The organism is uncultured Clostridium sp. (assembly GCF_900547735.1).
GTDB lineage: Bacteria > Bacillota > Clostridia > Lachnospirales > Lachnospiraceae > Otoolea.
On sequence record NZ_URHZ01000049.1, the window covers coordinates 26,752 to 40,688 of the forward strand.

Sequence of the window (13,937 nt, forward strand, 5' to 3'; positions counted from 1 at the left end):
AATCCGGGCGGGTCATAAGTAAAAGCACCGCAACTGCATAGTGGCTGTGACAATACCTCCACCGCACTTGACGAAAGAGACAATCAGCCTTTGAAGATAACGGACGGGGCCGATCCCTGCCCGGTCTTCAGTCCCGCCGACCACCTGCCCGGGGAAGGAGGGAGAAAACTTTCCGGAGGGGACCTTGGAATCCGCCGGTGCTTGCTGAGGTTTTTACGAAGCTAGCATCCGCTGCGCATTCCACAAGCGGGAGCGAGTCCCCGCAGGAATTTTTTCTCCCGGATTCCCCCTCACAACATAATACAAAACGGGACTGAAGACTCACCTATCCACCCCGCGCCCCCGTCCGTCATCTCACAGAGGCGTCCCCGCATCTCAATTAAAAAAAATCCCCTTGACAAACCCGAATAAATATGGTATTTTATTTTAGTGTTAACTGCCGAAGACAGCAGGTGCCGTAAGGCATAAGGTTAAAACGCCTGCCGAGGGAACATACCATATTAAATGTGTAAGTTTGCGCCTCTTTGTCTTCACGGATAAAGAGGCTTTTTATTGGTTGTCGATGAAGAGCCCGCGGAGCGGACTTTTCGCTGTTTGATACCGGTAGGATGCGATGAGCATTTTACAGGTCGTCAAATACGTTTACCAGGCGGTTAGATTAAATAATACAGGAGGTAAACCATTCATGGCAAAAGTTGAATTAAAACAGCCGGTTGTAGCTGAAATTTCTGAATTATTCAACGGCGCTAAGACAGCAGTAGTCGTTGACTACCGTGGTCTGACTGTAGAGCAGGATACACAGCTCCGTAAACAGTTAAGGGAAGCAGGCGTTTCTTATAAAGTATATAAGAACACGATGATTCGCTTTGCTGCTAAGGGAACTGCATTCGAAGCTTTAGAGCCAAATCTGGAAGGACCTACAGCTTTAGCTGTATCCAAAGAAGATGCAACAGCACCGGCAAGAATTTTAGCTGAATTCGCAAAGAAAGCAGACAAGTTGGAGATCAAAGGTGGTATTGTTGAAGAAACTTACTACGATGCAAAGGGAATGCAGGTTATCGCAACCATCCCGTCCAGAGAAGTTCTTCTTGGAAAACTGCTTGGAAGCATTCAGTCCCCAATTACCAACTTTGCTCGCGTTATCAATCAGATCGCAGAGTCCAAAGAGGCATAATTTCCATCCGGGAAATCAAGACGGAAAGAATTGTAAAGCTGCCTAGGGCAGCAGAGACAGCACAGAAAAGCTGTGCATAAATATTAAATAGTAAAATTACAGGAGGAACATTAAAATGGCAAAATTAACAACAGCTGAATTTATCGAAGCTATTAAAGAATTATCCGTATTAGAATTAAATGAATTAGTAAAAGCATGTGAAGAAGAGTTTGGTGTATCCGCAGCAGCAGGCGTTGTAGTTGCAGCAGCAGGCGCAGCAGAAGCAGTAGAAGAGAAGACAGAATTTGACGTAGAGTTAACAGAAGTTGGCGCTAACAAAGTTAAAGTTATCAAAGTTGTTCGTGAAGCTACAGGCCTTGGCTTAAAAGAAGCTAAAGAAGTAGTTGACAGCGCTCCTAAGGCTGTAAAAGTTGGCGTTTCCAAAGAGGAAGCAGAAGAGTTAAAGACAAAATTAGAAGCAGAAGGCGCAAAAGTTACATTAAAATAATTTTGCAATCCAGCTTAATTTGCATTACAATAAAAGAGTCTGTGGCGTGTGGTTTCCATGCGTTGCGGGCTCTTTTGGCGTTTCCGGGTACGGAGTAACAGTGAACCTTTGAGGTTCTATGCACATATGACAGGAGGGCGGATATGGAAGAGTATGATAAAATTGTGGATAATCTGCGGGAAAATTTGAAGGATTGTGAATATGTCCTGATTGGAATCGGAGCCGAATGGGGAAAAGCGAAGGAATCCGATGTAAAAGAGGCATACCGGGCCTTATACAGGCTGACGGAGGGAAAAGATTATTTTATCGTGACAACCGTGACGGACGGCCGGATTTTTCAGAGTCCCCTGAATGCGGAGAGGATTACGGCTCCCTGCGGCAATGTGAATTGGTTCCAGTGCCGGGATGCCTGTACGAAGGATATCTGGGAAAAGGATGAGATTGCGGACGGCCTCTGTCCCCACTGCAAGGCTCCTCTGATCGGCAATACGATAGAGGCGGAACACTATATCGAGGAAGGTTATCTGCCGGGGTGGAACCGGTACAGGGAGTGGCTTGCGGGGACGCTTAACCGCCGTCTTCTGGTACTGGAGCTGGGGGAAGGCTTTAAAACTCCGACCGTAATACGGTGGCCGTTTGAAAAAACGGTATTCTTTAACAGGAAGGCGCAGATGTACCGCGTGAATGCAAAACTTGCCCAGGTATCGGAGGAAATAAGGGAGAGAGCTGTACCGGTTGCCGTCGATTCATTGGAATTTATCGTGAAATGTGCCGATAAATGATTGTGAATGCTTCACGACTGTGATAAAATTTGTTAAGAAGGCTGTGGAAGTATCGCAGTACCGACAAAATATGAGACAGGAGTGCATGATACATGGGAGCGATCAGCAATGACTGGCTTGTGCCTCTCGGGGCCGAATTCAAGAAGCCATATTATAAAAAATTATACGAGACAGTAAAACAGGAATATCAGACAAGGGCCGTTTATCCGGATGCCAATGATATCTTTAATGCTTTTGATTTTACACCCCTTGGCAAGGTCAAGGTGGTAATTCTGGGACAGGACCCTTATCACGGCCCGGGACAGGCCCATGGCCTGTGCTTTTCGGTAAAGCCGGATGTGGAGATACCGCCGTCACTGGTCAATATCTATCAGGAGCTTCAGGAGGACCTGGGCTGCTATATCCCGAATAACGGATACCTTAAGAAATGGGCGGAGCAGGGCGTTATGCTGCTCAATACGGTGCTGACCGTACGGGCGCATCAGGCCAATTCCCACAGGGGAATCGGCTGGGAAGAATTCACCGATGCAGCCATAAAGATTCTGGCGGAGCAGGACCGGCCGATGGTGTTCATCCTGTGGGGAAGACCGGCCCAGATGAAAAAACCGATGCTTACGAATCCGAAACACTTGATCCTGGAGGCGCCGCACCCGAGCCCGCTGTCTGCGTACAGAGGATTTTTCGGCAGCAAACCTTTCAGCAAGACGAATGAATATCTGAAAGAAAATGGTTTGGAACCAATTGACTGGCAGATTGAAAATATATAGTGGAAAGGAAAAAGCATGAGTTTTGTAGAAATTTTAAAGGTCGTTGTGCTGGGAATTGTGGAAGGATTCACGGAATGGCTTCCTATCAGCAGCACCGGCCATATGATTTTGGTGGATGAGATTATTCATCTCGATGTCAGCGAGGCATACCGTGAAGTATTCATGGTGGTGATTCAGCTGGGAGCCATCCTGGCGGTGCTTGTTCTGTATTTTCACAAGCTGAATCCGTTCTCAAACCGGAAGTCGGAAGCCCAGAAGAGAGGGACGCTGCGGCTTTGGGCAAAGATTATTGTGGCCTGTATTCCGGCAGCGGTGGTGGGGCTCCCTCTTGATAATTTCATGAACAAGCTGTTGAACGGTTATGTGGTGTCGGCTATGCTGATTATCTACGGCGTATTTTTTATCCTGCTGGAGAAAAGAAACCAGAATGCCAGGTTCCCGATTGACCGTGTGACACAGATTTCTTTTCAGACGGCTGCTATCATCGGCTGTTTCCAGGTGCTTGCGCTGATACCCGGAACCTCCCGCTCGGGGGCGACCATTCTGGGGGCTATGCTCATTGGCTGTTCAAGGGGCGCTGCGGCCGAGTTTTCATTTTTCCTCGGAATCCCGGTTATGTTCGGAGCCAGTCTCTTAAAGATTGTGAAATTCTTTATCGAAGGCGGAGCTTTTAAGGGATATGAGGTGTTCTACCTGCTTCTTGGCATGGTGATTGCCTTTGCCGTGTCGGTGTATTCCATCAAATTCTTAATGGGGTATATCAGACGACATGATTTCAAATTCTTTGGTTATTACAGGATTATACTTGGACTTATTGTTTTATCCTATTTCGGCATCTCGGCATTGGCATCTTAATTTGATTCACGGATACGGAAGGAACCGCGCCTTGGGCACGTTTTCCTGCCTATCCGTGTTTTTTATTGATTGGCAATGAAAAGTTGGCGAAGCGTACTTTTCGGTGTTCAAATGCATTTTACCGCAATGCGCCTTTCCCGGTGCGTGGACAGAGCGGGCTCGGCACTTAATTCTTTTTCGAGTTTACAATTCTGATGGAGGCGGCCGCTGCATATATTGATTAATAATGGCGGCGGAAGGCAGAAGAGGGAAACGCATGTGAAAAGAAAAGTGTTTTTGCTGATGCTCACAATGGTGATGGATGTATTTCTGGCCTGTTTTTGTTTTTCGGCAGTCAGAGATTTTGTCTCAACTTACGGAAACAGGACAGGGGTACAGGTATCGGCAGAGCCGGATGAACCGGATTCCGTAGGACAGGGAAAGGAAAGACAAAAAGAAAAGCAGAAGGAAAAGCAAAGAGACGCGGAGAAAGAGGCGCAGCCGGGACAACAGGGTGAAAAACTGCTGGCTCTGACGTTTGACGACGGTCCCCATTCCGTTTACACGAAAAAACTGCTGGACGGACTCAAACAGAGAGGGGTGAAAGCCTCCTTTTTTCTGGTCGGAGAAAACATACCGGGCAATGAAGAACTGGTGAAACAGATGGCGGAAGACGGTCATCTGATTGGAACACACTGTTACAGCCACGTGGATCTGACGAAGAGAACCACGGAGGCTGCCTGTGCCGACATTATCAAGACGAATGAGATGATAAAGGCGATTACGGGCAGAGCGCCCGAGTACATCAGGCCGCCGTACGGGATATGGAATGATGAGCTGGAGGAGTGCGTCAGGATGACGCCGGTTTTCTGGGACATCGACACCCTGGACTGGAAGAGCCAGAACTCACAGAAAGTGCTGAAACACATCTGCAAAAATGTGGGAAAACACGAGGTAATCCTGCTTCACGACGTGTTCGGAACATCGGTGGATGCGGCGCTTGCGGCCATTGACACTTTGACGAAGCAGGGCTATACTTTTGTTACAGTGGATGAACTGCTGATAGATTAAGGACAGAGGGATACTATGGATTTATTTGATTATATGAGAAGCAACACAATGGAGAAGGAGGCGCCGCTGGCCTCCAGGCTCCGCCCTGCCACACTGGATGAGGTGGTTGGACAGAAACATATTATTGGGAAGGACAAACTGCTGTACCGGGCAATCAAGGCGGATAAGCTCGGTTCCATTATTTTCTACGGTCCTCCCGGAACCGGCAAGACTACGCTTGCCAAGGTGATTGCAGGCACGACAAGCGCCAGGTTCAAGCAGCTTAACGCAACCGTGGCGGGAAAGAAAGATATGGAGCAGGTCGTGCAGGAAGCGAAAGATGCGCTGGGGATGTATGGACAGAAGACCATCCTGTTTGTGGATGAGATTCACCGTTTTAATAAGAGCCAGCAGGACTATCTGCTCCCCTTTGTGGAGGACGGTACGCTGCTGCTAATTGGAGCGACGACGGAGAATCCTTATTTTGAGGTCAACGGAGCCCTCATTTCACGTTCCAGGATTTTCGAACTGAAGCCGTTGGAAAAAGAAGACATCTACGAACTGCTGAAACGGGCGGTTTACGATAAGGAGAAGGGAATGGGAAGCTACAAAGCGGACATTTCCGAGGATGCCCTGAACTTCCTGGCCGATATGGCGGGAGGCGATGCCAGGGCGGCCCTCAATGCGGTGGAACTGGGAGTGCTGACGACCGAACGTTCAGAGGACGGAGTGATTCACATCACTCTGGACGTGGCCCAGGAATGCATTCAGAAACGTGCGGTGCGCTATGACAAAGGCGGAGATAATCACTATGACACGATTTCTGCATTTATTAAGAGTATGAGGGGATCTGATCCGGACGCCGCCGTCTATTATCTTGCAAAGATGCTCTATGCGGGCGAAGATATTAAATTCATAGCGAGAAGAATTATGATTTGTGCATCCGAGGATGTGGGAAATGCCGATCCACAGGCTCTCGTAGTGGCCGTCAACGCGGCCCAGGCAGTGGAACGGCTTGGAATGCCGGAGGCCAGAATCGTGCTTTCCCAGGCCGTCACCTATGTGGCCAGCGCACCGAAAAGCAACGCGGCCTGCATGGCGATTGAAGAGGCGGAGGCGGCCGTGCGGAATACCGCGGCGGCTCCCGTGCCGGTACACCTCCAGGACAGGCATTATAAGGGGGCGGAGAAGCTGGGACGGGGACTTGACTACAAGTATGCCCACAGTTATCCGAATCACTATGTAAAACAACAGTATCTGCCGGACGGACTGGAGGGAGCTTCCTTCTACCGGCCGACGGAAAACGGCTATGAGAAAGAGATCGGGGAATGGCTTCGCTTTTTAAAGGAATCCGAATAAAAAAATTTGCAATTTTCGAAAAATGGTATATAATAAGAAGACAAGAAAAGTAATTCCGACGTTTCTTATTTCTTAATAATCCCCAATAAAAAATCAAAACTTAACAAATCAAGGAGAGTTGTATGAGAGAAAAATTGCAGACCCTTCCTTTGACACAGCTTCGAGAACTGGCAAAGGCACAGGGGCTTAAAGGCGTGACCGCCCTTAAAAAAGCAGAAATTATAGACAGGCTGTGTGAAATAGCCGGCGCAAAAGCAGCGGACAAAGATACGCAGGAGAAGGGCGACGCAGAGAGCGGGGAAAGCGGCTTAATGTTCGTTTTACCTGAGCCGGCGGCCGAAAAGGCGGAGGAAGATAAAAAGCCGGACGTAAAGCTTACGGAAACCGCAGGCCAGGAACCGCGCAGTAACAAAAGAAACGTCAGGGATGAAAGAAAAGACGATGCTCCAAGGAGAGAGACAAACCGCTACAACAGGGATGACGGCCGCAAACGCGATTACCAGCAGCGAAGCGATAACCAGCGAAGTGACAGCCAGCCGAGAAGCGATTACCAGCAGCGAAATGACGGCCAGACCAGGAGCGATTACCAGCAGCGGGGCGACGGCCAGACCAGGAGCGATTACCAGCAGCGGGGCGACAGCCAGACCAGGAGCGATTACCAGCAGCGAAGTGACGGCCAGACGAGAAACGATTATCAGCAGCGAAGTGACGGCCAGACGAGAAACGATTACCAGCAGCGGGGCGACAGCCAGTCCAGAGGCGATTATCAGCAGCGGGGTGACGGCCAGTCGAGAAGCGATTACCAGCAGCGCACGGAGAGCCAGCCGAGGAATGATTACCAGAGCAGGAATGATGAGCCGAAGACGGATTTCCAGGAGCTTGACAGCGGAATACAGGCGGATGGAATTCTGGAAGTAATGCCGGACGGTTTCGGTTTTATCCGCTGTGAGAATTTCCTTCCGGGTGAGAACGATGTCTATGTGGCTCCGTCACAGATCAGACGGTTTAATCTTAAGACGGGCGATATCGTAGGCGGAAGCAGAAGAGTGAAGACAGCCACAGAGAAGTTTGCGGCTTTACTTTATATTAATACGGTTAACGGATACCCGACCAGCGTGGTGGAACGCAGGCCGAACTTTGAAAACCTGACTCCTATTTTCCCGAACAGCCGCCTCCATCTGGAGATGCCTGGTTCTAAGAATTCCACCGCCATGCGCGTGATGGATTTGCTTTCACCGATAGGAAAGGGACAGCGAGGCATGATCGTTTCGCCGCCCAAGGCAGGTAAGACGACACTGTTAAAACAGGTGGCCAGGGCGGTTACGGTAAACCACCCGGAGATGCACCTGATTATCCTTCTGATCGACGAGCGTCCTGAGGAGGTTACGGATATCAAGGAGGCCATCACGGGACCGAATGTGGAGGTTATCTACTCTACCTTCGACGAACTTCCCGATCGCCATAAGAGAGTGTCCGAAATGGTAATAGAGAGGGCGAAACGTCTGGTAGAGCATGGAAGGGATGTCATGATCCTGTTAGACAGCATCACACGTCTCGCCAGGGCATACAACCTCGTGGTTCCGCCCAGCGGCCGTACGCTTTCCGGCGGTCTTGATCCCGCGGCGCTCCATATGCCGAAGCGTTTCTTCGGAGCGGCGAGAAATATGAGGGAGAACGGCAGCCTGACAATTCTGGCTACGGCTCTGATCGATACGGGCAGCCGTATGGATGATGTTATATACGAGGAATTTAAGGGAACCGGCAACATGGAGATTGTCCTTGACCGCAAGCTGTCGGAGAAGAGGATTTTCCCGGCCATCGACATCTTAAAGTCGGGCACAAGAAGGGACGATCTGCTGCTGACGCAGGAAGAGTCCGAGGCTGTGGATATCATCCACAAGGCGACCAATACTCAGAAACCGGAAGAATCGGTGGAGAGAATTCTCGATTTATTTGCAAAAACGAGAAATAACCAGGAGTTTGTGGAGATTACCCGCAAGAGACGGTTCTTCTAATTTGCTCCGTCTATTTCATTCGTCTATTTACTTTGAAAGCGCTTGCAATTCACGGTTTCATATGATATACTGGATAAGCTGTATAATTAGACGGTAGTTTTGACATCTGCGTGAGTCGTCCTTACGGTTGATGATCTGCTTAGACGATGGAAGAGCGGAACATGGGTGTGCAAGGCTTTAATATAGTAACAAAAACAGCGGTCGGAAATCGCACAAGAAAAATCAGAGAGGTGAAAATCATGAAAGAAGGAATCCATCCAGCCTATTATCAGGCAAAAGTTGTTTGCAACTGTGGCAACGAGTTCGTAACAGGATCTACAAGAAAGGACATTCACGTTGAGGTTTGTTCTAAATGCCATTCATTCTACACAGGTCAGCAGAAAGCTGCTTCAGCCCGTGGACGTATTGATAAGTTCAACCGTAAATACGGTATGAGTGCAGACAAATAAGTTTGAACAATGTAAGGGTTGGGTTTTAGTGGCGACATTAAACTCAACCTTTTTATTTTAAAATTTTATTGATTGGCAATGAAAAGTCCGCGGAGCGTGCTTTTTTGTTGTTTCAGATGTCAAGCCGGTTTACCGGCAGGAGTATAACGAATGAAATATTCAGGAATTGGCGGCCAGGCCGTCATTGAGGGAATTATGATGATGAACCGCAACGATTATGCGGTGGCGGTCCGCAGACCCGATGGAGAGATTGAGGTCAAGAAGGACAATTATGAGAGCATCACGGCGAAAGCAAAGATTCTGTCCCTTCCATTTATCAGGGGAGTATTCAGGTTTGCCGATTCTATGATCCTGGGAATGAAGACCCTGACTTATTCCGCCAGCTTTTTTGAGGACGATGAGGAGGAAGAACCGGGGAAATTTGAGAAGTTTCTGGACCGCGTATTCGGTGAAAAGCTGGAGAGCGTGGTTATGACAATTGTGATGATATTTTCTTTTATCCTGGCGATCGGAATTTTTATGCTTCTTCCCCTCGTGATTGCCAACTTTTTTAAATCATTTATTGCATCGGAACATGTGATGGCCATTCTGGAAGGCGTAATCAGAATCGCAATTTTTATTTTATATATCAAGCTTGTTTCGAGGATGGAGGATATCAGAAGAACCTTCATGTACCACGGAGCGGAACATAAGTGTATTAACTGTGTGGAACACGGACATCCTCTTACGGTAGAGAACGTCAGGGCGAGTTCCAAGGAACATAAAAGATGCGGAACCAGTTTTCTCCTGATCGTCATGATAATCAGTATCCTGTTCTTTATGGTGATTCGGATTGATAATATCGGCCTCAGGATGCTGAGCCGGATTATCCTGATTCCCGTAATTGCCGGTGTGTCTTATGAGATACTGCAGAAGGCGGGCAGGAGCAACTCGAAATTTATGGATCTTGTCAGCCGTCCGGGAATGTGGATGCAGGGACTTACAACAACAGAGCCGGACGACAGCATGATAGAGGTGGCCATTGCGGCGACTGAAGCCGTGTTTGACTGGAAAGAATATTTAAAGGAGAATTTTCCGGAGACGAAACTATGACTACATTTCTGAGAGAAGAGAAGGAGCCCACCTGGCAGCAGCTGCTGGAGGAAGGGAAAAACTGTCTTCTGGATGCCGGAGTGGCGGATGCGGAACTGGATGCATGGTATCTCCTGGAGGCAGCTTTCCCCATTGATCGGGTGCATTTTCTGATGGATAAAAACCGGCCCGTGGACGGTCAGATACTTTCAAAGTCCGGTCCGGTATATCAGGAATATCTTGAAAAAAGAGCGGCACGTATTCCGATCCAGCATATTCTGGGCAACCAGGAATTTATGGGACTTGAGTTTACGGTTAATGAGAATGTTCTGATACCAAGGCAGGATACGGAAAAACTGGTGGAAACGGTGCTGAAAGAGCACCCGGACCGGGATACCGCAATCCTTGACATGTGCACGGGTTCAGGATGTATCGCCGTCAGTCTGGCGGTACTCGGCTCTTACGAAAAGGTAATGGCCGCAGATATATCCAGGGCAGCGCTTAAGGTGGCGAAGAAGAATGCGCGTCATCACTTCCTCGTCCAGAAGGGAACGGTCCGCTCAGAATCTACGCTTCTTTCGGAAACGCCGTGGAAGCTCAGGATGAGCACGTATGTTTACCGGTCGGATTCCCCAGCAGGGGAGCGGCAGCCCGCTTCTTTGGAGGGAACGGGAGTGAGAGCCAGGGAACCGGGAATTGCCGCGGTGCCGGGCGTCAGGAAGAGGGAGCTGTTCCTTGTGGAGAGCGATCTGTTTTCCAGCCTGGATCAGAGCGATAAATATGATATTATTGTATCAAATCCGCCCTATATCCCGTCTTCAGTGATAGACGGGCTGGAACCTGAGGTAAAGGACCATGAGCCGAGGCTGGCTCTGGACGGTTCTGAGGATGGGCTGTATTTTTACCGGAGGCTGGCCTGGCAGAGCGGCGCCTATCTGAAAAAAGGCGGCATGATTTACTTTGAAATCGGATATGATCAGGCGGCGGCGGTGGGGCAGCTCCTGGCTACGGCCGGGTTTTGCGACATTGAGATAATCAGGGATGAACCGGGGCTTGACCGTGTGGTCAAAGCGCGCTGGAACAGATAGTTTATAAATTGGAAGCGTTATAAATAACGCAGGAGGTTACCATGTTTGACAGATTGGACGATTTGCTGATTCGTTTTGAAGAGCTGATGGAAGAACTGAACAGCCCGGATGTGGCGCTGGATCAGAAAAGGTTCCGTAAGCTGATGAAAGAGCAGGCGGATCTGACGCCGATTGTGGAGGCGTATAAAGAATATAAGAAAGCAAACCAGGATGTGGAAGACAGCCTGGCTCTTCTCGAGGAAGAGTCCGACGAGGAGATGCGGGAGATGGCCAAGGAAGAACTGGCCGAAGCAAAGAAGAGAATAGAGGAACTGGAGCAGGAGATGAAGATCCTTCTGCTTCCCAAGGATCCGAATGACGATAAGAACGTAATGGTGGAAATCCGTGCCGGAGCCGGCGGCGATGAGGCGGCTCTTTTTGCCTCCGAACTTTACAGAATGTATGTGCATTTTGCAGAGAGCAACCGCTGGAAGACGGAGCTGGTCAGTGTCAATGAGAATGGAATCGGCGGTTTCAAGGAAGTGGTGTTCATGGTTACAGGCCAGGGCGCTTACTCTAAGATGAAGTATGAGAGTGGCGTCCACCGTGTACAGCGGGTACCCGAGACAGAGTCGGGTGGAAGAATCCATACATCCACCGCATCCGTTGCCGTTATGCCTGAGGCCGAGGAGTTTGACGTTGTGATTGACGATAAGGATATCCGTATCGACGTTATGCGTGCGTCCGGTAACGGCGGACAGTGTGTCAATACTACCGATTCAGCCGTCCGTCTGACCCATATGCCGACGGGAATCGTGATCTACAGCCAGACCGAGAAATCACAGCTTCAAAATAAAGAAAAGGCATTCCGCCTGCTCCGTTCCAAGCTGTTTGACATGGAGCTGGAGAAACGCCAGAGCCAGGAGGCGGAAGAACGCCGCAGCCAGATTGGCACGGGTGACCGTTCCGAGAAAATCCGTACCTATAATTTCCCTCAGGGACGTGTGACGGAGCACAGGATCAAACTGACACTTTATAAGATTGATTCCGTTATGAACGGGGAATTAAACGAGCTGATCGACAGTCTGATTGCCGCCGACCAGGCAGCGAAGTTAAGCAAACTGAACGAACAGATTTAAAAATCATTGTTATTATCATCGCTCCATTTTCTCATAAAATGGGGCGATTTTTAACATCACGGGAGAGGATGCCCGTGCACTGTTTGTCGGCTGCTGTATTAACACATAAAGATGAGGATTGTAAGATGAAAAAAACAGGAAAGTTACCATTATTACTGGTATTTGCATTATCCATAGCGTTAACCGCCTGTAAAAGCAATATGCAGGAAATATCCGGCAATTCTGCGGAAGAAAGCGGCGTAAGTGATGGGAGAGACGCGGCTATTCCGGAAGGAGAAGAGCAGACGGGGGAATCCGGAACGACAGAGTCCGACGGTGTGGAGCATGAGGCGATGACCGGGCCGGCCGGCTCGATATTGCCGGATGACCCGACACAGCCGGGGAGTCTGACACAGCCGGGGAGTTTGACACAGCCGGGCGGTCCAACACAGCCGGATGCTTCAGCCTCATCCCATGCATCCGCAGCGATGGGGCAAGAACCCTCGATAGAAGAAGCGGACTGGTCGTCCTATTTTCAGGGTTTAAACGGAGGCGCGGTAATCTATCTTCCCAATGAGAACAAATATCAGCTCTATAATGAGAATGTCTGTAATACCAGAAGATCACCCTGCTCTACATTCAAGATTATATCATCTCTGATTGGAATTAAGAATGGTGTTATCTCGGAGGAGAATTCCGTCCGGAAGTGGAGCGGAGAGACATTCTGGAACGATAAATGGAACAGGGATATCGGTTTTAAGGACGCCTTTCAAACCTCCTGTGTCTGGTATTTCAGAAAAATCACCAATGAGCTGGGACAGGAGATGATCCAGGAAGAACTGGACAAACTGAACTATGGAAACCGCGATATCTCAGACTGGGAAGGACGCCTCAACAACAATAACAGCAACCGTTCCCTGACCGGCTTCTGGATCGAGTCATCACTGAAAATTTCCCCAAAAGAGCAGGTGGAAGTGCTGGAACGCATTTTTAGTGAAGATTCATCCTATAAAGAGCAGGAACTGGCGCTGCTGAAAGATGCGATGCTGGTAACAGATTCCGGTATTCCTGATATTAAAATCTATGGTAAAACAGGACTCGGTAAGACATCCGGAATCGTGGCCGATGCATGGTTTACCGGTTTTGCCGATACGGGAAAAGAAAAGATCTATTTCTGCGTCTACTTGGGGGAAACAGACAATAAAGACTTTTCCAGCGCAGATGCAAAGAGAATAGCCATTGAACTGATAAGAGATCGCTATTTGCCGCCCACCGAGTAAACAGTAACGCTCACTGTGGGGGCAGTGCATGAACAAACGGACATTGCCGTTGTACCGGACCTTAACAAAGAGTATAATCAATGTATTGAGATAGGAACAAGGTGGATAAATGAAAAACAAAGAGGAAATAATCCGCTACTGCCGCACGTATAAGAATGTTTACGAAGATCAGCCGTTCCACGATCCGAACTGGACGGTCATGCGCCACAAAGAGAATAAAAAGATTTTTGCATGGATATTTGAGCGCGAAGGCCATATGTGGATTAATGTGAAATGCAGCCCTGACTGGAGAGATTTCTGGCGCAGTGTTTATAAGTCCGTTATACCGGCCTATCACCTTAATAAGGTTCACTGGAATTCCATTATAATGGATGGAACGATTCCGGAGGAGGAAGTGAAACGGATGATAGGGGAAAGTTATGATTTAACGATTTAGTTGAGATGCGAGGACGCCTCTGTAAGACGGCGGACGGGGGAGTGGGAG

General features: G+C 48.9%; 14 protein-coding genes and 1 other annotated feature. All 14 genes read left to right on the top strand.

The genetic code is table 11. The features are described from left to right. Window positions 1-421 precede the first annotated feature (421 nt). Window positions 422-560, top strand: a sequence feature (ribosomal protein L10 leader region). A 125-nt stretch (window positions 561-685) separates the two neighbouring features. Further along, window positions 686-1,174, top strand: a complete 489-nt coding sequence (gene rplJ, locus QZT18_RS15240; RefSeq protein ID WP_294148955.1) for a 50S ribosomal protein L10 — start codon at window positions 686-688, stop codon at window positions 1,172-1,174. Window positions 1,175-1,289: 115 nt separating this feature from the next. Beyond that, complete coding sequence (gene rplL / locus QZT18_RS15245; RefSeq protein WP_294148956.1) at window positions 1,290-1,661, top strand: 50S ribosomal protein L7/L12; 372 nt, start codon at window positions 1,290-1,292, stop codon at window positions 1,659-1,661. Window positions 1,662-1,804: 143 nt separating this feature from the next. Beyond that, the gene (locus tag QZT18_RS15250) at window positions 1,805-2,443 is read left to right on the top strand and encodes a hypothetical protein (RefSeq protein ID WP_294148957.1); all 639 of its coding nucleotides are present in this window, start codon (window positions 1,805-1,807) and stop codon (window positions 2,441-2,443) included. A gap of 92 nt (window positions 2,444-2,535) precedes the next feature. Beyond that, the gene (locus QZT18_RS15255) at window positions 2,536-3,210 is read left to right on the top strand and encodes a uracil-DNA glycosylase (protein WP_294148958.1); all 675 of its coding nucleotides are present in this window, start codon (window positions 2,536-2,538) and stop codon (window positions 3,208-3,210) included. Window positions 3,211-3,225: 15 nt separating this feature from the next. Next, window positions 3,226-4,065, top strand: coding sequence for an undecaprenyl-diphosphate phosphatase (locus QZT18_RS15260; protein ID WP_294148960.1), 840 nt, complete (start codon window positions 3,226-3,228; stop codon window positions 4,063-4,065). A gap of 258 nt (window positions 4,066-4,323) precedes the next feature. After that, window positions 4,324-5,115, top strand: coding sequence for a polysaccharide deacetylase family protein (locus QZT18_RS15265; protein ID WP_294148962.1), 792 nt, complete (start codon window positions 4,324-4,326; stop codon window positions 5,113-5,115). 15 nt (window positions 5,116-5,130) lie between these two features. Further along, entirely contained in the window at window positions 5,131-6,453 is a 1,323-nt protein-coding gene (locus tag QZT18_RS15270) for a replication-associated recombination protein A (RefSeq protein WP_294148964.1), read from the top strand. Window positions 6,454-6,575: 122 nt separating this feature from the next. Continuing rightward, the gene (rho, locus tag QZT18_RS15275; RefSeq protein WP_294148966.1) at window positions 6,576-8,468 is read left to right on the top strand and encodes a transcription termination factor Rho; all 1,893 of its coding nucleotides are present in this window, start codon (window positions 6,576-6,578) and stop codon (window positions 8,466-8,468) included. Between the two features lie 239 nt (window positions 8,469-8,707). Continuing rightward, a complete protein-coding gene (gene rpmE / locus QZT18_RS15280; protein ID WP_125143831.1) occupies window positions 8,708-8,917 on the top strand; it encodes a 50S ribosomal protein L31 in 210 nt (69 codons plus the stop codon). Between the two features lie 150 nt (window positions 8,918-9,067). Beyond that, entirely contained in the window at window positions 9,068-10,009 is a 942-nt protein-coding gene (locus QZT18_RS15285; RefSeq protein ID WP_294148970.1) for a DUF1385 domain-containing protein, read from the top strand. Continuing rightward, window positions 10,006-11,076 (top strand): HemK/PrmC family methyltransferase, encoded by a 1,071-nt coding sequence (locus tag QZT18_RS15290; RefSeq protein WP_294148972.1) that lies wholly within the window; start codon window positions 10,006-10,008, stop codon window positions 11,074-11,076. Before QZT18_RS15285 ends, QZT18_RS15290 begins: the two co-directional genes overlap by 4 nt. 41 nt (window positions 11,077-11,117) lie before the next feature. Next, window positions 11,118-12,194 (top strand): peptide chain release factor 1, encoded by a 1,077-nt coding sequence (prfA, locus tag QZT18_RS15295; RefSeq protein ID WP_294148974.1) that lies wholly within the window; start codon window positions 11,118-11,120, stop codon window positions 12,192-12,194. 125 nt (window positions 12,195-12,319) lie between these two features. Further along, window positions 12,320-13,453, top strand: coding sequence for a penicillin-binding transpeptidase domain-containing protein (locus QZT18_RS15300; protein WP_294148975.1), 1,134 nt, complete (start codon window positions 12,320-12,322; stop codon window positions 13,451-13,453). A gap of 109 nt (window positions 13,454-13,562) precedes the next feature. Next, on the top strand, window positions 13,563-13,889 hold the full coding sequence (locus tag QZT18_RS15305) for an MmcQ/YjbR family DNA-binding protein (RefSeq protein ID WP_294148978.1): 327 nt from the start codon (window positions 13,563-13,565) through the stop codon (window positions 13,887-13,889). Window positions 13,890-13,937 lie beyond the last annotated feature (48 nt).